Annotated in this window: 24 protein-coding genes and 1 tRNA gene; 3 read left to right on the top strand and 22 right to left on the bottom strand. The window is 56.4% G+C overall.

Features of this window, described 5'->3' with window-relative positions:
• Position 1: 1 nt before the first annotated feature.
• The 14 genes from WF513_RS13125 to trmJ all read right to left on the bottom strand — a co-directional run bounded on the left by WF513_RS13125 (position 2) and on the right by trmJ (position 10,672).
• Entirely contained in the window at positions 2–985 is a 984-nt protein-coding gene (locus WF513_RS13125; RefSeq protein ID WP_339079828.1) for a RodZ family helix-turn-helix domain-containing protein, read from the bottom strand.
• On the bottom strand, positions 985–1,743 hold the full coding sequence (gene pilW, locus WF513_RS13130) for a type IV pilus biogenesis/stability protein PilW (RefSeq protein WP_339079829.1): 759 nt from the start codon (positions 1,741–1,743) through the stop codon (positions 985–987). The genes WF513_RS13125 and pilW overlap by 1 nt, the downstream gene beginning before the upstream one ends.
• Before the next feature lie 13 nt (positions 1,744–1,756).
• Positions 1,757–2,905 (bottom strand): 23S rRNA (adenine(2503)-C(2))-methyltransferase RlmN, encoded by a 1,149-nt coding sequence (rlmN, locus tag WF513_RS13135; protein WP_339079830.1) that lies wholly within the window; start codon positions 2,903–2,905, stop codon positions 1,757–1,759.
• A gap of 23 nt (positions 2,906–2,928) precedes the next feature.
• Positions 2,929–3,360: a nucleoside-diphosphate kinase gene (gene ndk, locus WF513_RS13140; RefSeq protein WP_339079831.1), complete on the bottom strand. Its 432-nt coding sequence runs from the start codon at positions 3,358–3,360 to the stop codon at positions 2,929–2,931.
• A gap of 93 nt (positions 3,361–3,453) precedes the next feature.
• Positions 3,454–3,654: a Fe-S cluster assembly protein IscX gene (gene iscX, locus WF513_RS13145; RefSeq protein WP_339079832.1), complete on the bottom strand. Its 201-nt coding sequence runs from the start codon at positions 3,652–3,654 to the stop codon at positions 3,454–3,456.
• A 14-nt stretch (positions 3,655–3,668) separates the two neighbouring features.
• On the bottom strand, positions 3,669–4,010 hold the full coding sequence (gene fdx / locus WF513_RS13150) for an ISC system 2Fe-2S type ferredoxin (RefSeq protein ID WP_339079833.1): 342 nt from the start codon (positions 4,008–4,010) through the stop codon (positions 3,669–3,671).
• A 2-nt stretch (positions 4,011–4,012) separates the two neighbouring features.
• Entirely contained in the window at positions 4,013–5,878 is a 1,866-nt protein-coding gene (hscA, locus tag WF513_RS13155) for a Fe-S protein assembly chaperone HscA (protein WP_339079834.1), read from the bottom strand.
• A gap of 48 nt (positions 5,879–5,926) precedes the next feature.
• Positions 5,927–6,448, bottom strand: coding sequence for a co-chaperone HscB (gene hscB / locus WF513_RS13160; RefSeq protein WP_339079835.1), 522 nt, complete (start codon positions 6,446–6,448; stop codon positions 5,927–5,929).
• A 7-nt stretch (positions 6,449–6,455) separates the two neighbouring features.
• The gene (gene iscA / locus WF513_RS13165; RefSeq protein ID WP_339079836.1) at positions 6,456–6,779 is read right to left on the bottom strand and encodes an iron-sulfur cluster assembly protein IscA; all 324 of its coding nucleotides are present in this window, start codon (positions 6,777–6,779) and stop codon (positions 6,456–6,458) included.
• 12 nt (positions 6,780–6,791) lie between these two features.
• Entirely contained in the window at positions 6,792–7,178 is a 387-nt protein-coding gene (gene iscU, locus WF513_RS13170) for a Fe-S cluster assembly scaffold IscU (RefSeq protein ID WP_339079837.1), read from the bottom strand.
• A 47-nt stretch (positions 7,179–7,225) separates the two neighbouring features.
• Positions 7,226–8,440, bottom strand: a complete 1,215-nt coding sequence (locus tag WF513_RS13175) for an IscS subfamily cysteine desulfurase (protein ID WP_339079838.1) — start codon at positions 8,438–8,440, stop codon at positions 7,226–7,228.
• A 48-nt stretch (positions 8,441–8,488) separates the two neighbouring features.
• Positions 8,489–8,980 carry a Fe-S cluster assembly transcriptional regulator IscR gene (iscR, locus tag WF513_RS13180; RefSeq protein WP_339079839.1) on the bottom strand — a complete coding sequence of 164 codons (492 nt, stop codon included), beginning with the start codon at positions 8,978–8,980 and terminating at the stop codon, positions 8,489–8,491.
• Between the two features lie 143 nt (positions 8,981–9,123).
• Positions 9,124–9,900 carry a serine O-acetyltransferase gene (cysE, locus tag WF513_RS13185; RefSeq protein WP_339079840.1) on the bottom strand — a complete coding sequence of 259 codons (777 nt, stop codon included), beginning with the start codon at positions 9,898–9,900 and terminating at the stop codon, positions 9,124–9,126.
• The gene (gene trmJ, locus WF513_RS13190) at positions 9,893–10,672 is read right to left on the bottom strand and encodes a tRNA (cytosine(32)/uridine(32)-2'-O)-methyltransferase TrmJ (RefSeq protein ID WP_339079841.1); all 780 of its coding nucleotides are present in this window, start codon (positions 10,670–10,672) and stop codon (positions 9,893–9,895) included. The genes cysE and trmJ overlap by 8 nt, the downstream gene beginning before the upstream one ends.
• A gap of 144 nt (positions 10,673–10,816) precedes the next feature.
• Between trmJ and suhB the strand changes: the two genes are divergently transcribed.
• Positions 10,817–11,632, top strand: coding sequence for an inositol-phosphate phosphatase (gene suhB, locus WF513_RS13195; RefSeq protein WP_339079842.1), 816 nt, complete (start codon positions 10,817–10,819; stop codon positions 11,630–11,632).
• A 68-nt stretch (positions 11,633–11,700) separates the two neighbouring features.
• Here suhB and WF513_RS13200 read toward each other — a convergent pair whose 3' ends face one another.
• The 6 genes from WF513_RS13200 to queA all read right to left on the bottom strand — a co-directional run bounded on the left by WF513_RS13200 (position 11,701) and on the right by queA (position 17,766).
• A complete protein-coding gene (locus WF513_RS13200) occupies positions 11,701–12,240 on the bottom strand; it encodes a glycine zipper 2TM domain-containing protein (RefSeq protein ID WP_339079843.1) in 540 nt (179 codons plus the stop codon).
• A 126-nt stretch (positions 12,241–12,366) separates the two neighbouring features.
• Positions 12,367–13,272, bottom strand: a complete 906-nt coding sequence (gene secF, locus WF513_RS13205; RefSeq protein ID WP_339079844.1) for a protein translocase subunit SecF — start codon at positions 13,270–13,272, stop codon at positions 12,367–12,369.
• A gap of 9 nt (positions 13,273–13,281) precedes the next feature.
• Positions 13,282–15,150, bottom strand: coding sequence for a protein translocase subunit SecD (gene secD, locus WF513_RS13210; protein WP_339079845.1), 1,869 nt, complete (start codon positions 15,148–15,150; stop codon positions 13,282–13,284).
• A gap of 62 nt (positions 15,151–15,212) precedes the next feature.
• Positions 15,213–15,548 carry a preprotein translocase subunit YajC gene (gene yajC, locus WF513_RS13215; RefSeq protein WP_339079846.1) on the bottom strand — a complete coding sequence of 112 codons (336 nt, stop codon included), beginning with the start codon at positions 15,546–15,548 and terminating at the stop codon, positions 15,213–15,215.
• 38 nt (positions 15,549–15,586) lie between these two features.
• Positions 15,587–16,702 (bottom strand): tRNA guanosine(34) transglycosylase Tgt, encoded by a 1,116-nt coding sequence (gene tgt / locus WF513_RS13220; protein WP_339083573.1) that lies wholly within the window; start codon positions 16,700–16,702, stop codon positions 15,587–15,589.
• A gap of 14 nt (positions 16,703–16,716) precedes the next feature.
• A complete protein-coding gene (queA, locus tag WF513_RS13225; RefSeq protein WP_339079847.1) occupies positions 16,717–17,766 on the bottom strand; it encodes a tRNA preQ1(34) S-adenosylmethionine ribosyltransferase-isomerase QueA in 1,050 nt (349 codons plus the stop codon).
• A gap of 112 nt (positions 17,767–17,878) precedes the next feature.
• Between queA and WF513_RS13230 the strand changes: the two genes are divergently transcribed.
• Together WF513_RS13230 and WF513_RS13235 are read left to right on the top strand one after the other, a co-directional pair.
• Positions 17,879–17,963 (top strand) — tRNA-Leu (locus tag WF513_RS13230).
• Positions 17,964–18,306: 343 nt separating this feature from the next.
• Positions 18,307–18,801 carry an RDD family protein gene (locus WF513_RS13235; protein WP_339079848.1) on the top strand — a complete coding sequence of 165 codons (495 nt, stop codon included), beginning with the start codon at positions 18,307–18,309 and terminating at the stop codon, positions 18,799–18,801.
• A gap of 139 nt (positions 18,802–18,940) precedes the next feature.
• Here WF513_RS13235 and lptG read toward each other — a convergent pair whose 3' ends face one another.
• The gene (gene lptG / locus WF513_RS13240) at positions 18,941–20,002 is read right to left on the bottom strand and encodes an LPS export ABC transporter permease LptG (protein ID WP_339079849.1); all 1,062 of its coding nucleotides are present in this window, start codon (positions 20,000–20,002) and stop codon (positions 18,941–18,943) included.
• Positions 19,995–21,116 (bottom strand): LPS export ABC transporter permease LptF, encoded by a 1,122-nt coding sequence (gene lptF / locus WF513_RS13245; protein WP_339079850.1) that lies wholly within the window; start codon positions 21,114–21,116, stop codon positions 19,995–19,997. The genes lptG and lptF overlap by 8 nt, the downstream gene beginning before the upstream one ends.
• Positions 21,117–21,123: the final 7 nt, after the last annotated feature.

The raw sequence follows: 21,123 nt of genomic DNA on the forward strand, positions 1-21,123 counted from the left end.
ATTACTGGCCCCCTAACTTCAGCCGTGCGGTTTCACCGGAGATAAAGGGTGCAACATCGACCGATTGACCGTTCAAGCTCACCTGTACACCACGGGCATACCCCAAGCGCAGTTCCAACGGCGCTTTACCGACGAGTTCCAGGCTGTCGCCTTTACGCTTGAGGGCGCTGAACAGCACTTTGCCATCAGCATCGGTCAACTGCGTCCAGCAATCCGCAATAAAATTTAAGCTCACCACCGACTCGCCTGCGCCGGTTTGAACTGGTGCGGCTGCACCTGTTGCAGGTGCCGGTAAAGCGTCTGCAGCAATAGGCTCACTCGTTGCGCTGGCGGGGGCCATTTGTGGCGGTTGAATCGGTACATCGCCCGCTGAATTTTCACCAGAAGTGGCGCTTAGCAATGCCGCCGCGCCCTCTTCAGGCTCTGGCAGTAGAGTGCTGTCCTGGCCCAGCTGGGCAGCATTCACGGCTTGGTCTTCGGGCTCATCCAACGGATGAATTTGCGTGGTGCCGTCGGCGCCATCTACCTCGACGTGCTCAAGGCTGGTGGCAGCCAAGTCTTCAGCGCGACGTTCGGCTTTTTCTTGCCACCAGAAGAAGCTAAAGCCTGCGAGCGCGAGTAATAAAAGAAAACTGACCATACGCAAAATACGCTGTGAGTAGCTGACCGGCCCCTCAATACGTCCCAAACTTTGCACGCTGCTTCCAGCGGCATCGCTGCCGGTGAACTGATCGAACTCCAAAACCAAACGGTCTTGATCGAGGTCGAGCAACTTGGCATAGGCACGCACATACCCGCGGGCAAAGGTATGCCCCGGCAACTTGTCAAACGCACCTTGCTCAACCTGACTCAAGCGTTGCGCAGTCAAATTCAGCTGCACAGCGATTTCGGCGATGGTCCAGCCGCGACTCTCGCGAGCCTTGCGCAAGGTCTCACCCGGATTGATGCGGGGAATTGCTGGCACTTCAGGATGCACCGCTTTCATCATTGCTCCGACAGGTATTGCTGATATTCCGGCGTGGCCGGATAAAGTCGCTTCAACTGCAATCCGAGGCTTGCGGCATTGTCACGCTCCTCGAAAATCTTCGCCAAACGCACGCCCAACAACAAGCTGCGTGCCGTCTGCGGGGCCAGTGTCAAGTAACTCTCGTAATAGCCGCGGGCGGGCACAAACTGCTTGTCCTCATAGGACAACTGCGCCATTTCCATCAGGGCGCGCGGCTGGCGACTATTAAGACGCAGAGAACGCTCAAAGTAGGCCTTGGCCTGCTCACGTTGCTGCAACTGCTGAGAGGTCAAGCCGAGATTTTCAAAAACCCGAGAGCGCTCAGGGTAAAGACTGTCCTGAGCCGCTTCGGTGTAGCGCTCTAGCGCTTCTTTGTAGCGCTTCTGCTCGTATAGAAAGCTGCCGTAGTTATTCAGCAGACGAGCATCGCCACGGCGCTGTGAAATAGCCTTGCGAAAGTGCTCATCCGCCAACTTAGGTTCCATTTCTATCTGGAACACCAAGGCCAGCGCAGCATGCGCATCAGCATCCGACGAGTCGAGGTCTAAAGCCTTCTTCAATGGCACTTTAGCGCGTTCGGTCTGCCCTTGTTGCAGGTAGCCGATACCCAGCTGCACGTAGGCGTCGCGTGCTTCATCGCGGCCTTTGCCGGTTTTCATCGGGTCAACAGTACCGGTCGTGACACAACCCGCTAGCAGACTAGCGACCAACAGCAATAACGCGGGACGCAGGCTCATGGGTATCCTCCCCTCAGGTTCGATTGGCGGTGGCACTCGGCGTTTCGGCTTCGATGCTCAATTCACGCACAGCGATGTAGCGTTCACTGCGGCGAGTACGGTCCATGACTTGGCCAACCAACTGGCCACAAGCTGCATCAATGTCCTCGCCACGCGTGGTTCGTACCGTGACATTGTGCCCGGCTTTATGTAGCAGGTCCTGAAAACGGCGAATAGCATTGTTACTGGGCCGCTCGTACCCCGAGTGGGGGAAGGGATTAAACGGAATCAGGTTGATCTTGCAAGGCACATCTTGCAGAAGTGCGATCATTTCCTCAGCGTGCTCAATCTTATCGTTCACATCCTTGAGCAGGGTGTATTCGATGGTCAGCACACGTTTTTCACCGAGGCGTGAGACATAACGCTTACACGCCGCCAGTAACATTTCCAGCGGGTACTTTTTGTTGATCGGCACCAACTGACTACGCAACTCATCATTGGGTGCATGCAGCGACAGGGCGAGTGAGACGTCGATCACCTCGCCCAACTTATCGATCATCGGCACCACACCTGAGGTCGACAACGTGACCTTGCGCTTGGAAATGCCATAACCGAGGTCGTCCATCATGATTTTCATGGCGGCGACGACGTTATCAAAATTCAGCAACGGCTCGCCCATGCCCATCATCACCACGTTGGTGATGGCGCGGTCGACCTTGGCCGGAATACTGCCAAACGACTTATTGGCGATCCATACCTGCCCGATCACTTCGGCCGCAGTTAGGTCGCTATTGAACCCTTGCTTACCGGTCGAGCAGAAACTGCAATCCAACGCACAGCCGGCCTGCGATGACACACACAAAGTGCCACGCGTACCCTGGGGGATATAAACAGTTTCGACACAGCTACCTGACGCCACGCGCACGACCCACTTACGCGTGCCATCAGTGGAAATATCTTCGCTGACCACTTCTGGGCCACGGATTTCAGCACAGGCCTTGAGCTTTTCGCGCAAGGCCTTGCTGACGTTACTCATGGCATCGAAATCATCGACGCCAAAGTGGTGAATCCACTTCATCAACTGACCGGCGCGGAAGCGTTTTTCCCCGATATGCTCGAAGAATTGCTCCATTTCTGCCTGGGTCAGACCCAAGAGATTAGTTTTACCGGTCGTTGCGATCATGGCTTCACCCTCACTCGATTCGCTTAGCGAATACGCGCGCAAACTTCGGTGGAAGCGAAGAAGTAGGCGATTTCACGCGCAGCCGACGCTTCAGAGTCAGAACCGTGCACAGCGTTTTCATCGATAGAAACAGCGAAATCAGCGCGAATGGTGCCTGCAGCAGCATCTTTTGGATTGGTAGCGCCCATCAGATCACGGTTGGCCAGAACAGCGTTTTCGCCTTCCAGAACCTGAACGATAACCGGACCGGAGGTCATGAATGCAACCAGGTCCTTGAAGAAGCCACGCTCGCTGTGTTCGGCGTAGAAGCCAGCAGCCTCGCGCTCGGACAGCTGCAGCATTTTCGAAGCAACGACGCGCAGGCCGGCTTTTTCGAAACGGCTGGTGATTTCGCCGATAACGTTTTTAGCAACAGCGTCGGGCTTGATGATGGAGAAAGTGCGTTGAACAGCCATGTGAAACTCCAGAAACAGTGGTTAAAGCGAAAAATTAAACCCGCGAATTATACGCGGGTTTATAAGGATTACCTAACAGCGTACCGGCCTGACTCAGTCAGCCTCTTCGATCCAGGCGCCCTGTACAGCCTCCAAGACCTTTTCACCGCCGCGCGTCGGATCATCACTGAATTCCGGCAACGCCAGAATCCACTTATGTAGATCAACGAAATTAACGAAACGCGGATCAACATCGGGTTTGGACTCAGCCAACTGAATGGCGATTTCCAGCACATCAACCCATTTAAGCGTCATAACGGCTCCTTAAATCAGTGCGGCGCTTCGGCAGCATGGTTGAGTGAGTATTTAGGAATTTCAACAGTCAGGTCTGCAGTGCCCACGATGGCCTGGCATGACAAGCGTGACTGGGTCTCCAGCCCCCAAGCCTTGTCGAGCATATCTTCTTCCAGCTCGTCAGCCTCGGCCAGTGACTCAAGACCCTCACGAATAATGCAATGGCAGGTGGTGCATGCGCAGACGCCGCCGCAGGCACTTTCAATCTCGATGTGATGTTCATGTGCGGCCTCAAGCACCGAGGTTCCAGGCGCAACGTCAATAACTAAGCCTTCTGGGCACAGCACAGCGTGGGGCAGAAAAATAATCTGCGGCATGCTTACTCCTCAATCTCATCAAGACTACGGCCAGCCAGTGCAGCTTTGACCGTGGTGTCCAAGCGACGCGCAGCGAAGGCGTCAGTCACTTGGGTTAACCGTTTAGTTTGTTGCTCGATGACCAAGCCATCGCTGGTGGTCATGGCTTCACGCAGTTGCTGCATTTGCGCATCGATAGCCACACGCTCGTCGGCATCCAGCAAGCGCTCACCATCGGCGAGCAATGCGGCCTCCACAGCCTCCAACAAACGCTGGGCATCGACTTGGTGCTCGCGCAGAACGCGGGCCGCCATATCATCACCGGCGTTTTTGAAAGAGTCCTGAAGCATGCGGGCGATTTCGCCATCGGTCAGCCCGTAAGACGGCTTAACTTGGATACTCGCCTCGACACCCGAGCCCAGCTCCAGCGCCGCAACGCTGAGCAGGCCATCAGCATCCACCTGAAAGGTCACGCGAATTTTCGCCGAGCCGGCAACCATGGGCGGAATGCCGCGCAACTCAAAACGTGCCAAGGATCGGCAATCGCTAATCAGCTCTCGCTCGCCCTGCAGCACGTGGATCATCATGGCGGTTTGGCCATCTTTATAGGTGGTGAAGTCCTGAGCGCGCGCCACTGGAATAGTCGTATTACGCGGGATCACCTTCTCCATAAGCCCGCCCATGGTCTCCAGACCCAGCGACAGCGGAATGACGTCGAGCAGCAGCAATTCTTCGCCGTCGCCGCGCTTATTCCCAGCTAGGGTGTCGGCCTGGATCGCAGCGCCGATGGCTACAACTTGATCGGGATCGATATCAGCCAGCGGCTCGCGGGCAAATAACTCAGCCACAGCATTGCGCACATGCGGCACGCGGGTGGAACCGCCGACCATGACCACGGCCTCAACATCTTCGATCTCAATGCCGGCATCACGCACCGCGCGGCGGCAAGCCTTAAGGCTGCGCGCCACCATGCGCTCAATCAACGCATCAAAATGTTCGCGACTCAACTGACCTTGCCAGCCGGCATAGCTGAGCGATGCCGTATCAGCGTAAGTCAGCGCTTCTTTAGCCGCACAAGCAGCCTCTAACAAGACGCGCTGCTCACCCGGATCAAGATCCGCCGACACACCCGCTTGCTGCACCATCCAGCCGGCAATGGCGTGATCAAAATCATCACCGCCCAAGGCACTGTCGCCGCCGGTGGCAAGCACTTCAAAAACGCCACCAGTCAGGCGCAAAACGGAAATATCGAAGGTGCCGCCGCCTAAATCATAAATAGCGACGACGCCCTCGGTATGCTGATCGAGGCCATAGGCAACCGCTGCCGCTGTTGGCTCATTCAGCAGACGCAGCACGTTCAAGCCAGCCAGGCGCGCAGCATCTTTGGTAGCTTGACGCTGTGAGTCGTCAAAATAGGCCGGCACCGTGATAACAGCGCCCACCAATTCACCACCCAGAGTCGCCTCAGCACGCAGACGCAGCACTTTGAGAATATCGGCAGACACTTCGACCGGGCTTTTCGGCCCTTGCACCGTGTCAATAAACGGCATGTGCGATTCGCCGCCGACAAAATGATAAGGCAGTTGCTCGCCCAGTTGCTTAACGTCAGCTAAACCTCGACCCATCAGGCGCTTGACCGATAACACCGTATTCAGTGGATCAGCTGATGCCGCAGCCTTAGCCGCTTCACCTACTTCGATGCGATCCGCGTGATAGCGCACAGCGGACGGCAGAATGACCTGCCCAGCCGCATCAGCCAGCGGCTCGGAAATACCGCTGCGCACGGCGGCGACTAGCGAGTTTGTAGTACCCAGATCAATCCCTACCGCCAGCCGACGCTGGTGTGGCTGGGGGCTTTGTCCGGGCTCAGCGATCTGCAATAAGGCCATGATTAATCAATGCTTAATATCAGGTGCAGTGCAACAGGCACACCGGCGTTAATCGTCGAGGCGCTCTTCCAGCTGGCGGACCTCGTGGGAAAGCTTGTCGAGAAACTGCATACGGCGCATCAGGCGCTCGGCCTGTTCGCGCTGCGATGCATCATCCCAACAAACAGCAAAACTTTCATTGAGCTCATCCTGAGCCACTTTCAAACGCCGCTTGAACGGGGTCACCCCGTCAACGTCGGCGCTGTCTTGCAGGTCCTCAAGCTCTTCACGCCACTGCATCTGCTGCAGCAAAAAACCAGGGTCCTGCACGGTAACTTCGAGCGGCAGCTCGGGCCCGCTCATCGCCAACAAATAACGCGCGCGCTGGGGTGTATTTTTTAGCGTGCGATAGGCTTCATTGAGGTTCGCAGACTGTTCGAGCGCAAGCCGTTGCTCACGCTCTGAAGCATCGGCGAATCGGTCCGGGTGGACGTGCCGCGCCAGGTCGCGATAGCGGCCTGCCAGCAAATCCAGATCCAAACGAAACCCTGGCTGCAGATCAAACAAAGCAAAATGACAAGGACTGCCCACACGCGCCTCAGATGTTGAAGCTTTCGCCGCAGCCACATTCGCCGCGCACGTTGGGGTTATTGAACTTGAAACCTTCGTTCAAGCCCTCTTTTACGAAGTCCAGCTCAGTGCCATCGAGGTAGACCAAGCTTTTGGCATCAATAATCACCTTGACACCAAAACTCTCGAACACCTGATCCTCGCCGGCGGTGTCGTCGACGAACTCAAGCACATAAGCCAGACCCGAACAGCCAGTGGTGCGGACAGCCAAACGGATGCCCTCACCTTTACCACGCCCATCAAGGGAGCGGCGCACGTGCTGAGCCGCTGCTTCGGTCATGCTGATAGCCATCGACAAACCTCCTTAGAGCAAGCCTTTCTTCTGCCGGTAGTCACGCACGGCTGCCTTAATGGCATCTTCCGCAAGCACTGAGCAGTGGATTTTAACCGGTGGCAGAGCGAGTTCCTCAGCCAGCTGGGTGTTCTTAATGGTTTCTGCTTCGTCGAGGGTTTTGCCCTTCATCCACTCAGTTGCGAGGGAGCTGGAAGCAATCGCCGAACCACAACCGTAGGTCTTGAACTTGGCGTCTTCGATCACGCCTTGCTCATTGACCTTGATTTGCAGACGCATCACGTCGCCGCAAGCTGGCGCACCGACCATGCCCGTGCCGACATCAGGGTCTTCTGCGTCCATCTTGCCGACGTTACGCGGGTTTTCGTAGTGATCTATGACTTTTTCACTGTATGCCATGTTGGTATTCCTTCCTCATCAGAGAGACGCTCTTACTCGGCGACTACTTAGTGCGCCGCCCACTCGATCTTGGAGATGTCGACGCCGTCTTTGTACATATCCCACAGCGGCGACAACTCGCGCAGCTTAGTGACCGCCTCGCAGACTTTCTGCGCGGCGTAATCGACTTCTTCATCCGTCGTGAAGCGGCCGAAAGTGAAGCGAATAGAACTGTGTGCCAATTCGTCATTACGACCTAGGGCGCGCAATACATAGGAAGGCTCTAGGGAGGCCGACGTGCAGGCTGAACCGGACGAAACGGCCAGATCCTTGAGCGCCATAATCAGTGACTCACCCTCAACATAGTTGAAACTGAGGTTGAGATTGTGCGGCACACGCGCCGTCATACTGCCGTTTATATACAGCTCCTCAAGCCCATCAACTTGCTTGAAGAAACGATCACGTAGAGCCTGAACTCGCAGGGTTTCTTGGGCCATTTCTTCTTTAGCGATGTGGAAAGCCTCACCCATACCGACGCACTGGTGGGTGGCCAGCGTGCCGGAGCGCATACCGCGCTCGTGACCGCCGCCGTGGGTTTGAGCTTCCAGACGTACACGTGGCTTGCGGCTTACGTACAGCGCGCCGACACCTTTAGGGCCGTAGGTCTTGTGGGCGCAGAAGGACATTAGATCGACCTTCATTGCCTGCAGATCAATCGCCACTTTGCCGGTGGATTGCGCCGCATCAACGTGTAAGAACACTCCACGCGAGCGGGTCAGCTCACCGATGGCAGCGATGTCATTGATGGTGCCAATCTCGTTGTTCACGTGCATGACCGACACCAAGATAGTGTCTTCACGCAGTGCGGCTTCGATCATAGCCGGTGTAATCAAACCGTCTTCGCCCGGCTCAAGGTAGGTCACTTCAAAACCTTCGCGCTCAAGCTGGCGCATGGTGTCGAGGACTGCTTTGTGCTCGATCTTCGAGGTAATGAGGTGCTTACCTTTGCTCTTGTAAAAGTCAGCGATGCCTTTGATAGCGAGGTTATTCGACTCGGTGGCACCGGAGGTCCAAACGATCTCGCGCGGATCAGCGTTAACCAGCTCAGCCACTTGACGACGCGCATTTTCAACCGCCTCTTCGGCCTTCCAGCCAAAGACGTGGGAGCGAGAAGCTGGGTTACCGAAGTTGCCGTCAGCAAGCAAGCAATCGCTCATTTTTTGCGCAACACGCGGGTCGACCGGCGTGGTGGAGGAATAATCGAGGTAAATGGGCAATTTCATCAGTTCTCTCCTAAACGGGTATCAGGCCAGCTGGCCAACGCTTTGCGCTTAATCAATAGCGGAGGCTTGAATCTTATCTAAGTGTGACGTTTTACCATTACAACGGCGCTGATCCTGGCGCTGAGCAACTTCCTGCACTTCACGACGTGTCACCAAGTCAGCGAGACTGATGCCACTGAGAAATACATGTATTTGTTGGCTGAGGTCACACCACAAATGGTGGGTCAGGCAGGTGTCGCCGGCGTGGCAATCGCCCTGCCCTTGGCAGCGTGTGGCATCAACGGATTCATTGACCGCGTCAATCACCTCGGCCACTTGAATGCCCTGCATCTCTCGCGACAGCTGATAGCCACCGCCGGGGCCGCGCACACTGGAAACCAGATTGCCACGACGCAACTTGGCAAATAACTGTTCCAAATAGGAAAGGGAGATACCTTGGCGCTCAGAGATATCGGCCAAGGACACCGGCCCACGCTGAGCGTGCAGCGCCAAATCAAGCATGGCGGTGACAGCGTAACGGCCTTTGGTGGTTAGTCGCATAATGGATTACCGCGTGGTCGCAATATGCAGAAGATTATGCAATTCCCGAGTAATTAAGTCAACTATAAGACCAAGTAATTTAGTAGGACTTAGCTGCAGCAAGGATGAGCATTGTAGCAAACCGCAGCACCCACCCCGCACCTTCAAATTGCAGGCTTTTCGGCGTCTTTAACCACATCCGCGAAATCCTCGCCACGCAGTTGCGGTAAATCCTTGGCGCAATAATCGCTACCCAGCGACTTCAACGCGCCGCACATGCCCTCCAATCGCCCATCCACCGCCTGCAAGTGATCGAGCAGCTGGCCAATGGCGCGCGCAATTGGGTCGGGCATATCTTGGCTTAAGCCGTAGGCATCAAACCCGAGTTTTTCTGCAATCGCCTGGCGCTTAGCCTCTTGCTCGTCGTCAGTTTTAACGATGACTCGGCCCGGAATGCCGACCGCAGTCGCGCCCGCGGGCACCTCTTTGGTCACGACCGCGTTAGAGCCAATTTTCGCACCGGCCCCGACCGTAAAGGGTCCCAGCACCTTGGCCCCAGCACCAACCACCACACCATCCCCCAGGGTTGGATGGCGCTTACCTTTGTTCCAGCTGGTGCCACCCAAGGTCACGCCTTGGTAGAGGGTCACGTCATTGCCGATCTCTGCAGTTTCGCCAATCACGATGCCCATGCCGTGATCAATAAAGAAGCGCCTGCCGATTTTTGCCCCTGGGTGAATTTCAACACCGGTCATCCAGCGCCCGATATTCGACACCACGCGCGCCAACCACTTCCAGCCCGCCAGCCATAGCGCATGAGCAATGCGATGCAACCACACGGCATGCAGGCCGGGATAGCAAGTGACCACCTCAAAGGCATTACGCGCCGCTGGATCGCGGTGAAATACACTCTGAATATCCTCTCGCATGCGCTCAAACATCGACTTTCTCCTGACTTGGGTGCTCACCACGTGCCGCCTTGATGGTTTCCGTCAAGATGCCGCGCAATATATTCATTTCCAGCTTACTCACTTCACTGCGGCCATAGAGGCGGCGCAGGCGACTCATCAAGTGCCGTGGCTTGGCTGGGTCAAGAAACCTGATTTCAATCAGCGCCTGTTCAAGGTGACGATAAAATGACTCCAACTCATCCGAGGTTACCGGCTGCGAACTCTCGACGGTCGCAGCTTCTTGCTTAAACATCTTGGTTGGCTGATTTGCAGCTGCCAACCAGGCCATCCGAACCTCATAGGTCAGCACTTGCACCGCCGCTGCAAGATTAAGCGAACTGAAATCAGGATCAGAAGCGATGTGCACGTGATAATGACAGCGCTGAAGCTCTTCATTGGTCAGCCCGGCATATTCGCGACCGAATACTAACGCCACTTGGCCACCCTGCTGCGCCTGCTCGCATGCCGTCACACCGCACTCACGCGGATCCAACATCGGCCATGGGATACGCCTGTCACGGGCGCTGGTACCCATGACCAAATTGCAACCGACCAACGCCTCTTCCAGCGTGCCGACCACCTGGGCGGCATCAAGAATATCGGCAGCCCCTGAAGCCCTGGCCACCGCCTCAGCGCTGGGGAAGTCCAGCGGGTCAACCAGCACCAACTGCGACAAGCCCATGTTCTTCATGGCCCGCGCCGCACCGCCGATATTGCCCGGATGGCTGGTATTGACCAAAACAACACGAATATTTTCTAGCAACGCAAATGCTCACAAACAAGGCTTTGAGGGGCAAATCTTACAGAAGCCGCCCCGCTTACGCCACGCAAGGCGCAGGTTGCACTTCAACCTCCAAGGTTTTCTGCTAGAATGGCCGGCTTTCTTTAATGACCCAGGTGAACATCCATGCAGCCCATGCTGAATATCGCGCTGCGCGCAGCCCGTAGCGCCGGCGAAATGATTTTCCGCTCGACCGAACGCTTGGACGTCATCTCGGTCGACGAGAAAGAAGCCAAAGATTATGTGACTGAAATTGATCGCTCCGCAGAGCATCTGATCATTCAGGCGCTGCGCAAAGCCTTTCCAAACCACGGCATCCTTGGCGAAGAAAGTGGCCTTAGCGCCGGAACTGGCGAAGGCGCCGATTACCTGTGGATCATTGACCCACTGGATGGCACCACTAATTTTATCCGCGGCATTCCGCATTACGCGGTCAGCGTCGCCTGCAAATACCGCGGTCGCCTTGAACACGCGGTGGTTATCGACCCCGTGCGCCAAGAAGAATTCACCGCCAGCCGTGGCCGTGGCGCTGCACTCAACGGTCGTCGCCTGCGCGTAGGCAATCGCAAGAGCCTCGAAGGCGCCCTGCTGGGCACCGGCTTCCCGTTCCGCGACAGCCAAATGGACAACCTAGAAAGCTATATCGGCATGTTCCGCAGCCTGGTTGGCCAGACCGCAGGCATTCGCCGCGCAGGCGCAGCAAGCCTGGACCTGGCCTACGTGGCCGCAGGTCGATTTGATGCGTTCTGGGAGTTTGGCCTATCCGAGTGGGACATGGCCGCCGGCGCACTGTTGATTCAGGAAGCAGGCGGGTTGGTCAGCGATTTCAGCGGCAGCCATGAATTTCTCGAAAAAGGTCAGATCGTGGCCGGCAACACCAAGTGCTTTAAAGCCGTACTGACAGCCATCCAGCCGCACCTGTCGGTGGCGCTGAAGCGCTGATTAGTTGCAGCTACAAAAAAGCGCCCCGCCGGGCGCTTTTTTTGTGGGCAACTAAATGGTCTTAGTGATCAGTTAACCGACTGCTCACCCAACACTAACTGGCCATCCTTGACCGGAATCTGCCGACCCGGATCGTTAGCCATACGCACTTCGCTTACCTTGCCATCCAACTCGTACTTAACGTCATAGCCGACCAATTTTTCACGGGTGTCGGTCATGGTACTGCAACGGGTTTCGGTAGTGGTGTAGGTGTCGTTGTTTTGCATATTTTCCTGCACCTTGTTGCCGGCATAACCACCGCCGGCGGCGCCAGCGACTGTCGCCAGTTTTTTGCCGTTGCCGCCGCCCACTTGATTGCCGAGCAGGCCGCCGACTACGGCACCAATCGCGGTACCGACAATTTTGTGCTGATCCTGCACCGCCTTTTGCCGCGTCACGGTCACGTCCTTGCAGACTTCGCGCGGGGTCTCGATGGTTTCATTGACAGGCTTCACCGCAAGCACTTCGGCATACTTTGGCGCAGTCACAAGGCTGTAGGTCGCTACAGCGCCACCCGCCGTCACACCCACAGCACCCAACACCGCACCGACCAACATTGACTTATTCATGCTTATTTTCCTTTAACCGCTGCCTAGTGCTTAACGCACCTTTATCCATGTCTTGGAGCATAAAAAAACCGGACGAGTTCAACACCCGCCCGGCTTATTCAAACAATTGCGATTAAACGCACAGATTTACGGGCGCTCGTCGACCTCTTCTTCTACCACGGGCGGAATAAGGTCATCCACCGTCAGGTCAAGCCACACCAACACCACGTTGGCGATGTAAACCGAGGAGTAAGTACCCGCTGCCACACCAATAAACAGCGCCACTGAGAAGCCGAACAGATTGTCACCCGCGAACATCAATAGCGCACCCACGGCCATCAAGGTGGAGATGGAGGTGGCCATGGTGCGCAGCAGGGTCTGCGTGGTGGAGATGTTGATGTTCTCAATCAACGTCGCTTTACGCAGCACCCGGAAGTTCTCACGCACCCGATCGAACACCACAATGGTGTCGTTCAGCGAGTAGCCAATGATGGCGAGCAACGCGGCCATCACCGTCAGGTCGAAGGTGATCTGAAAGAACGACAGGATGCCGAGCGTAACAATCACGTCGTGGACCAGTGAAACAATCGCGCCGACACCGAACTTCCACTGGAAACGGAATGCTAAGTAGAGCATCACGCCGCTCAGCGCCAGCAACAGCCCCAGCCCGCCTTGGTCGCGCAGTTCTTCACCCACTTGCGGGCCAACGAACTCGACCTTTTTTACCTCAAGCTGCTCACCCGCCTGACGCAAAGCCGTGGCTACTTTGTTACCTAAGTCAGGGTCGTTGCCCTGCATGCGCACCACCACATCGGTTGTGGCACCAAAGCTCTGCACCACGGCATCACCAAAACCAGCACCGGCCAGTTGCGCGCGGATATTACTGAGGTCAGCTGGCTGCTGGTAACTCAGCTCAATTTGCGTGCCGCCGGTAAAATCCAGGCCCAAATTCAGCCCTTTGGTAAACAGGCTGCCCAACGCCACTAGCGTCAGGACCACGGTGAGGGCGAACGCAATGTTGCGCACCCCCATGAAGTTGATCGTACGATTCATCACAGCCCCTTAAATCCACAACTTCTTGAAGTCACGTCCGCCGCACGTCAGGTTGACCATGCAACGCGTCACCAGAATCGCGGTAAACATCGACGTGAGAATCCCCAGCGACAGCGTCACCGCGAATCCTTTAACCGGCCCGGTACCCATGGCGAAGAGGATGCCTCCGACCAGCAGCGTGGTCAGGTTAGCATCGACAATCGCCGAGTAAGCACGGTCAAAACCCTCATGAATGGCGCGTTGAATCGACATACCATTGGCAATTTCTTCACGAATACGCGAGAAGATCAGCACGTTAGCGTCCACTGCCATACCCATGGTCAGCACGATACCGGCGATACCAGGCAGGGTCAGGGTGGCGCTAAGTAGCGACATCAGTGCCAGCAAAAGCACCATGTTAAAGCCCAGAGCAATCGTCGCCAGCACACCGAAGAAGCGGTAAATGGCGATGATAAACAGCGAAACAAACAGCATTGCCCACAACGACGCATTGACGCCCTTGGCAATGTTGTCCGCGCCCAGACTCGGGCCGATGGTGCGCTCTTCAGCAAAGTACATCGGCGCAGCCAAGCCGCCTGCACGCAGCAGCAAGGCCAGCTCAGAGGACTCACCCTGGCCATCTAAGCCGGTGATGCGGAACTGACTGCCCAGCGGCGACTGAATAGTGGCCAGGCTAATGATCTTCTTCTCTTCAATGAAGGTCTGCAGCTCGACTTCTTTCTCGACGCCATCCACCACCTGGCGCACGGTGCGCGAGACCGGCTTCTGCTCGATAAAGATTACCGCCATGCTGCGCCCAACATTGTTGCGCGTCGCACGGTTCATCAGGTCGCCACCGCGGCCATCCAGACGAATATTTACCTGAGGGCTGCCGTTCTCATCAAAGCTGGCCTGAGCATCGGTCACCTGATCACCGGTGATGATCAGATCACGCTCCAGCTGAGCGGGCGCACGGCCTTCTTGACGAAACTCAAAGGCTTCAGTCGACGCCTTAGACGCATCCGGCTCAGCCGCTAGACGGAATTCCAAGTTCGCAGTTTTACCGAGGATGCGTTTGGCTTCGGCCGTATCCTGCACGCCCGGCAGCTCAACCACGATGCGGTTAGCCCCCTGGCGCTGCACCAGTGGCTCGGCCACACCCAGCTCATTGACCCGGTTACGCACCGTGGTCAAGTTTTGCTTGATCGAGTATTCGCGAATTTCTACCAGCTTGGCCTGCGTCAGGTTCAAGCGCAGCACTTGCTGCTCACCACGCGTCACGCTGGTTAGATCGAAATCAGTGAATTCCTTACTGATCAGCTGCTGGGCTTTTTCCAGCGCGGCTTCATCAGCGAAACCCAATTGAATGGCACCATTGAGCTCAGGCAGGCTGCGATAACGCACGCGCTCTTTACGCAGCAGGCTCTTAACCTCACCCTCGTAGACCTTACGGCGTGCATCCAACGCTTTGTCCATGTCCACTTCCATCAAGAAGTGCACACCACCGGACAAGTCCAGACCAAGCTTCATCGGGCTACCGCCCAAATTGCGTAGCCAGTCTGGGGTGGTTTGCGCCAGGTTTAAGGCCACCACAAACTCATCACTCAACGCCTTGCGCACCAAGTCTTTGGCAGGCAGTTGGTCTTCAGCGTTGGTCAAACGCAGCAAGCCGGCACGGCCTTGATTGGCCAAGCTAACGGCTTTAACGCTAATACCGGCCGCTTCGAGGGCGCGGCTTGCGCGGTCCAGATCGGCCTGCTCGACGCGCATGGCGGAGCTGTTGCCACTGATCTGAATCGCCGGATCATCCGGGTACAGGTTAGGCAGTGAATAAAGGAAGCCGATTGCTAGCACAGCCAGAATCAGCAGGTACTTCCAGAGGGGAAATTTGTTGAGCATGACGCCGCCCGTTATGACGCGGGGCGCATTAAGCGCCCCGTCGAATGGTAAAGGTGTGAGGCTTAGATCGCTTTCAGCGTGCCTTTAGGCAGCGAAGCCGCAATCGCCACTTTCTGGATCTTCAGCTCAACGGTGTCGGACACTTCAATGACCACGAAGTCGTCAGAAACCTTCGACACCTTCCCAGCGATACCGCCGCTGGTAACCACTTCATCGCCCTTCTGCAGGCTACCGATCAGACCTTTATGCTCTTTCGCACGCTTGGCCTGTGGGCGCCAGATCATCAGGTAGAAGATGACCAGAAAGCCGACCAGAAACACCCATTCAAAACCACTACCAACCGGACCAGCAGCCGGGGCGGCACCTTCAGCGAACGCAGCGGGGATAAAAAAGCTCATTTAACACTCCTGTAGAAAGGTCTTTAAAGGTTGTGAAATCAGTCCAGAGGCGGCGTTGGGAGCCCGCGCTTGGCATAGAAGGTATCGACAAAGGCGGCCAATGTACCCTGTTGAATAGCCTCGCGCAAACCAGCCATAAGCACCTGATAATGCCGTAAGTTATGGATTGTATTGAGCATGCTGCCGAGCATTTCGTCGCACTTGTCCAAGTGATGCAGGTAGCCACGGGAGAAATGCTTGCAGGTGTAACAATCGCAGGTCGGGTCGAGCGGCGAACTGTCCTGCTTATGGAAGGCATTGCGGATTTTCAGCACGCCAGTGTCGATAAACAGATGGCCGTTGCGCGCATTGCGGGTCGGCATCACGCAATCAAACATATCCACGCCACGGCGCACACCTTCGATCAGATCTTCAGGCTTACCCACACCCATCAAATAACGCGGCTTGTTCGCCGGCAACTGCGCGGGCAGGTAGTCCAAGACCTTGATCATTTCATCTTTCGGCTCACCGACGGACAAACCGCCAATGGCATAACCGTCGAAACCGATCTGCTCCAGGCCATCCAGCGAAATCTTGCGCAGCGCTTCATGCATGCCGCCCTGAACGATGCCAAATAGCGCTGCGGTGCTATCGGCATGGGCCTCTTTTGAGCGCTTGGCCCAGCGTAACGACAGCTCCATGGAACGCTTGGCCACATCAAACTCAGCGGGGTATGGCGTGCACTCGTCAAAAATCATCACGATGTCGGAGCCCAGGTCGCGCTGTACCTGCATCGACTCTTCCGGGCCCATAAACACCTTGGCGCCGTCTACCGGCGAGGCAAAGTAAACGCCCTCCTCCTTAATTTTGCGCATCGCGCCCAAGCTAAACACCTGAAAACCGCCGGAGTCGGTGAGGATCGGGCCTTGCCACTGCATAAAGTCATGCAGGTCGCCGTGCTTCTTGATCACCTCAGTACCGGGACGCAGCCAAAGGTGAAAGGTATTGCCCAGGATCATCTGCGCACCAATCGCCTCAATGTCGCGGGGCAGCATGCCCTTGACCGTGCCGTAAGTGCCCACGGGCATAAAGGCAGGGGTTTCCACCTCACCGCGCGGGAAGGTCATGCGGCCACGGCGTGCCTTGCCGTCGGTTGCCAACAATTCAAATGACATACGGCAGGTGCGCGTCATAGCTGCTCCTCTGGCCCACGCGGGGCCGGGTTACGCGTAATAAACATGGCATCGCCATAACTGAAAAACCGGTACTGCCCGTCAACTGCCGCCTGATAGGCCGCCATAGTTTCAGGGTAACCGGCAAACGCCGACACCAGCATCAATAGGGTCGATTCCGGCAAATGGAAGTTAGTCACCAGCGCATCGACCACATGCAGCGGCCGGCCGGGGAAAATAAAAATGTCCGTGTCACCACTAAACGCCTTGAGCACACCATCACGCGCAGCACTTTCCAGCGACCGCACGCTCGTGGTGCCCACCGCTACAACGCGGCCGCCACGAGCACGGCAAGCCGCTACGGCATCGACCACATCTTGACCCACCTCCAGCCACTCGCTGTGCATGGGGTGGTCTTCAAGCTTCTCGACGCGCACCGGCTGGAATGTCCCAGCGCCAACATGCAGGGTCACAAACGTGCTGGCGACGCCTTTCTTGGCAATTGCTGCGAGCAAAGCTTGATCGAAATGCAGCCCGGCAGTCGGCGCGGCAACCGCACCGGCGCGTGAGGCGTAAACCGTCTGATAGCGCTCGCGGTCAGATTCTTCATCCGGGCGGTCAATATACGGCGGCAGCGGCATATGCCCCACTCGCTCCAGCAGCGGCAACACCTCTTCGGCAAACCGCAGCTCAAACAGTGCGTCATGCCGCGCCACCATCAGCGCCTCGCCCGCACCATCAATCAGAATGCTAGAGCCTGGCTTAGGTGACTTACTCGACCGCACATGGGCCAACACCCGATGACTGTCCAACACTCGCTCAATCAAAATTTCCAGCTTGCCGCCCGAGGCTTTTTGCCCGAAAAGCCGCGCCGGAATAACCCGCGTGTTGTTAAACACCATCAAATCGTTGGGCTGCAGATAATCCAGCAGATCATTGAAGTGCTTGTGGGCCAGCTCGCCAGTCGGCCCATCAAGCACCAGCAAGCGGCTGGCGCAGCGCTCGGCAAGGGGATGGCGGGCAATCAGAGCATCTGGCAGCTCAAAATTGAAGTCGGCAACACGCATGGTCGGAGTGGGGTCGTTTAGGAGGGCCGCAGAGCTTACCGGAAATCGCACATTCTGAACACGCAGTGCATTGACCAACCGCAATACCCTCTCTATACTCCGCCGCCATTGTGCCCCGGTGGCGGAACCGGTAGACGCGGCGGATTCAAAATCCGTTTTCGAAAGAAGTGGGAGTTCGAGTCTCCCCCGGGGCACCATTAGATTCTCTCAGAACGTACCGAAACGTACTGAGAACCCAAGAAAACCGGCCTTGAGCCGGTTTTTTTTCGCGTGCAGCCCGTGATAATTTAAATTATCAGCCCGCATGGCATGCAGATCCCTACTTACCGGGGCTCAGGGCAAGAAAACCTTATAGATGAACCGAGTTCACGCTTAAGCATAAATGTGTTGCCGGGCAGAGCTGCTGGCTTACAGAACTCGCTTTTTACACATCACACATAGCAACCTTACGGCATAAGAAATGGCCTAAGACCGTTGTATGCTCACCTGCACTGCTTTGTTATTTACTTTCCGCCAGTTCGTTTGAGCCAGGAGCCAACCATGCCGAAACACTTGCTGCGCCCGCAGGGGCAATTCCCCAGCGCCGGTTTGGGCCGCCGCTTTGCGGCTATGTTTTATGATTTTTTGCTGTGCCTTGCGCTGCTGATGGTGGTGACGTTTATCTACAAGCTGATCCTGATGGGCTTTTATGGTGAGGTGCAGCTCAAGCAGATGTCTGACGCAGGCGCACTGGACGGCGACCCCGTGCTCTCGACCTTACTATTTCTAAGCTTGTTCGGCTTTTTCGCCAAGTTCTGGAGTCACAGCGGGCAAACCTTGGGCATGCAAGTGTGGAGCTTGCGCATTCAAAACAGCGACGGTACGGCCATCAGTTTGTGGCAGGCACTGTTGCGCTTTCTGGTAGCAATCGGTTCGTGGTTACTGCTTGGCTTGGGCTTTTTCTGGGTGCTGTGGGATAAAGAAAAACGCAGCTGGCATGACATGTACTCGGACAGCCAGGTGGTTCAGCTGCCCAAAGATATCCATAAGAAATAACCCTTACGCCGCTCAGTACAAGTGCCTGGGCACCCTCTTTAATGCTGCGCAGCGACAGCCCCAAGGGTGTTCACCCTTGATGGCAGCAATAAAAAAGCCGGCGAGCACTCAGTGTGCGCGCCGGCTTTTTAATGGGTGATTAACCCGCGCGGCGCAGCAACCAAGCGCCCGCGAGGGCGCAGACAGTGGCGGGGATTAATACCGCCAGCAGTGGCGAGAAACCAAATACCAGGCTCGAAGGCCCGAGCAGGTCTTGGCTTATCTTGAACACAAAGCCCACCAGCACGCCGGTAAATACTCGCTGACCCAAGGTTACCGAACGCAGGGGGCCGAAGATAAAGGAGATGGCCATCAGTACTAGCGCTGCCGTCACCAGCGGTTGCAGCACCTTGGTCCAGAACGACAGCCAGTATTGGCTGTTATTGAGGCCCTGTTCAGCCAGGTAATGGATGTAACCCCACAAGCCGGTTATAGACAGCGCATCGGGGGCCAGCACTACGGTGCCAAGCAACTGCGGGGTCAGCTCAACATCCCAGCGCTCGCGGTCTTGCTTGATCACTTCACTGCTGCGCTCACGGAAATGCGTGGTGGCGACATCCTCCAGTAGCCAGTGATCATCTTGGTACTCGGCGCGCCGGGCGAAGCTGGAGGACTGCATGCGCTTTTGCTCATCAAAGCGGTAGCGGGTTACACCCAGCAACACGCCATCGACTTGCACGGCATTGATGTGCACATATTCTTGGCCTTGGCGGTGCCACAAGCCACGTTTTGAGCTTTGCGCTTCACCGCCACCTTGGGCCACAGCACGGCTGGCTTGGGCCTGATTCTCGCTGTAAGGCGCGAGGTATTCACCGATCAGCACGCCGACCACCATCAGCACCAGCATGGGTTTCATCACCGCCCAGACAATCCGCCCAGTAGAAACGCCAGCAGCGCGCATGATGGTCAATTCACTGTTACTGGCCAGCGAGCCTAAACCGATCAGGCAGCCGATCAGTGCCGCCATGGGCAGCATTTCGTAAATACGTCGCGGAGCGGTCAGCAGCACATAACCGAGGGCATCGAGCAGGCTGTAGTTGTCCTCGATATCACCTAATTCATCGACAAACGCAAACAACAAGGCCAAGCCAACGATGATGCCCAGTACGGCCACGATAGCGACAAAGACTTGTGCGCCAATGTAGCGATCTAACTTAACCACGAGCCACCTCCAGCGCCACACGACGAGCCGCAACGCGTAACCGCAGCGGCTCCCAATACAGCAGCAATAGCCCAATCAACGCGAACAGCCCATGCACCCACCACAGGCCTAAGGCCGCGGGAATTTGTCCCTTATCCAGCGCGCCGCGAGCGCCAATCAGCAGCGACAGGTACGCCATATACAGCAGAATGGCTGGCAACAGCTTGAGAAAGCGCCCTTGGCGAGGATTAACGCGCGATAACGGCACGGCCAATAAGGTGACTACAAACACCAACAATGGGATCGACAAACGCCACTGCAACTCTGATTGCAGGTTGGGTTTATCGCTGCCAATCAGTTCGCGCGTCGGTATCGCCTCGCGCTCGGTTACATCCACGGCCACTTGCGGCTTGGGCAGCAGCACGCCGTAAGTGTCGTATTTAATAGTGCGGTAATCGGCCTGACCTGGATTGCCATCATAGCGGTAACCATTTTCCAGAATCAGGTAGCGGCTGCCGTCAGCTTGAATTTCTTGACGGCCAGACTCGGCGACCAGCACGGAGAGGCCACGCGGCTTGTCACCGCTGCTCGACAGCTGAGTCTCGGAGATAAACACACCAGACAGTGAGCCGCGATCCTCGGACAACTCTTCGGAGTAAGTGACCCGCAAACCATCTTTCATTGACTGAAAGCGCCCTGGCACCAAGGTATCCAGCTCAGTCATGGCGCTCTGTTGGTTAAGGATGCGCGCCACATGCTCAACGCCTTGTGGCGCCAGGCCTAAGCTCAGCCAGCCAGCCAGCAACGCCACCAGCGTGGCTGGCGCCATGCTGTAACCGAGCAAACGCTGCTGACTCATGCCGGTGGCCGAGAGCACAGTCATTTCGCTGTCTAGATACATGCGGCCGTAGGCCAGAAGAATGCCGAGAAAAAGCCCCAGCGGCAGGATCAGTTGCAGGAAGCCAGGAATGCGGTACGCCATGATCATCAGCAGCACGCCGGGGTCGAGCATGCCCTGCGCCGCCTGGGCCAAATAACGAACAAAACGACCGCTCATAATGATGACCAACAGCACCGCGCTCACGGCACTAAGGGTCAGCAACACTTCACGGGATAGATAACGGAAGACGATCAAACCAGAC

This window comes from Pseudomonas sp. TMP9 (assembly GCF_037943105.1).
Lineage (GTDB): Bacteria > Pseudomonadota > Gammaproteobacteria > Pseudomonadales > Pseudomonadaceae > Aquipseudomonas.